A 1,520-nucleotide genomic window follows, 5' to 3' on the forward strand; every position below is an offset into this window, starting at 1 on the left:
ATGATGTCCACGATCTTCTTGGACGAGGCATTGATCGAGCCCATGGTGTCGACCACCTGGGACACGACGCTGCCGCCCTTGACCGCCACCTCGGAGGCTGACACGGCCAGCTGATTGGCCTGCCGGGCGTTGTCCGCGTTCTGCTTGACCGTGGAGGTCAGCTCTTCCATCGAAGCGGCCGTCTGCTCCAGCGAACTCGCCTGCTGCTCGGTACGCGACGAAAGATCCTGGTTGCCCGATGCGATCTGGCTCGAGGCCGTCGCGATGGTCTCGCTCGATTCCTTGATCTCCATGACGATCGACGTCAGCTGCGACTGCATCTTCTGGATGGAGTGCAACAGGCTGCCATCGCGCGCAGCGTCGGCCTCCACCTTCAGCGACAGATCGCCGTCGGCGATACGGCCCACCACGTCGGCGGCGTACTGTGGCTCGCCCCCCAGCTGCCGGCCCATCAGGCGCGCCACCAGCAAGCCCAGCCCGATGCTGGCCACGATGCCGGCCAGCGCCAGCCCGAGCATCGTCAACCTCGAGGTCTTGTAGGTTGCGTCCGCCAGCTCTGCACGCTCGCGCGCGTGGTCCTTGCTGTAGGCGACCATTCGCTGCAGCACTTCTTCGAGGCCGCGAGATTCCTTCAGCAGCCGCGCGCTGTCTTCGCTCACCTGGCTGTCGAACTGGGTGCTGTCCAGCGGCTGCTTCCTGAGCAGGGTCACGAAATTGTTCATGTGCGCCGTCAGCGGCCCGACCAGCCCTTCGAACTGGCCGAACAGCTTGGCGCCCTCCTCGGTTTCGCCGAAGAAGGACTTGACCTCGGCAGCCCGCGCCGCGAGGCCGTCCAAGGAAGCCTTGACCTCCTTCTCGCCTACGTTGCGCTCGCCAAGCGTGCCGGCCGAAAGCAGCGTCACCTGCGCACGGCTGGCATACACGAGGCGGATGTTGGCCTCCTGCACAGCCTGGATGGCGCGAAGCTCGTTGGCATAGAGCGCGGCGGTGGACGCGCTGATGCGCCCCATGTGGAAGATGCCGAGCGCACTCATCGCCGCGCCGATCGCCGCGACCACGAGAAAGCTGAGGATCAGCCGAACGGTGACGCGAAGGTTCTGGAACCACTGCATTGTCTTGTCTTCCATTTCCTTGTTATGCAGCGGACGCTGCGAACTTCAGCCGATGCGACGGATCGTCGGCGTGGCTGCCTCCCAGGCGGAACACGCCGACCACTTGCGACAGGCTTCCAGCCTGCTCCCGCAGCGACTGGGCCGCGGCGGATGCCTCCTCGACCAGCGCCGCGTTCTGCTGCGTGACCTGGTCCATCTGGGTGATCGCCTGGTTGATCTGCTCGATGCCCGAGGTCTGCTCCTGGCTGGCTGCGGTGATCTCGCCCATGATGTCCGTCACGCGCTTGACGCTGCCCACGATCTCTTCCATCGTGCGGCCCGCTTCTTCCACCTGCTTGCTGCCTTCTTCGACCTTCTCCACCGAGTCGCCGATCAGGGTCTTGATTTCCTTGGCGGCTGCAGCGGAAC

Annotated in this window: 2 protein-coding genes; both read right to left on the reverse strand. The window is 64.9% G+C overall.

Annotated elements, in window-relative coordinates; translation table 11 throughout:
• On the reverse strand, window positions 1-1,127 hold a 1,127-nt coding region (locus QMO14_RS33215), incomplete at its 3' end, for an MCP four helix bundle domain-containing protein (RefSeq protein ID WP_301512382.1).
• Between the two features lie 7 nt (window positions 1,128-1,134).
• Window positions 1,135-1,520, reverse strand: a 386-nt coding sequence (locus tag QMO14_RS33220) for a methyl-accepting chemotaxis protein (protein ID WP_301512383.1), incomplete at its 5' end; no start/stop codon positions are given.

The sequence above is a fragment of the Variovorax sp. CAN15 genome (assembly GCF_030462475.1).
In the GTDB taxonomy this organism is placed as follows: domain Bacteria; phylum Pseudomonadota; class Gammaproteobacteria; order Burkholderiales; family Burkholderiaceae_C; genus Variovorax.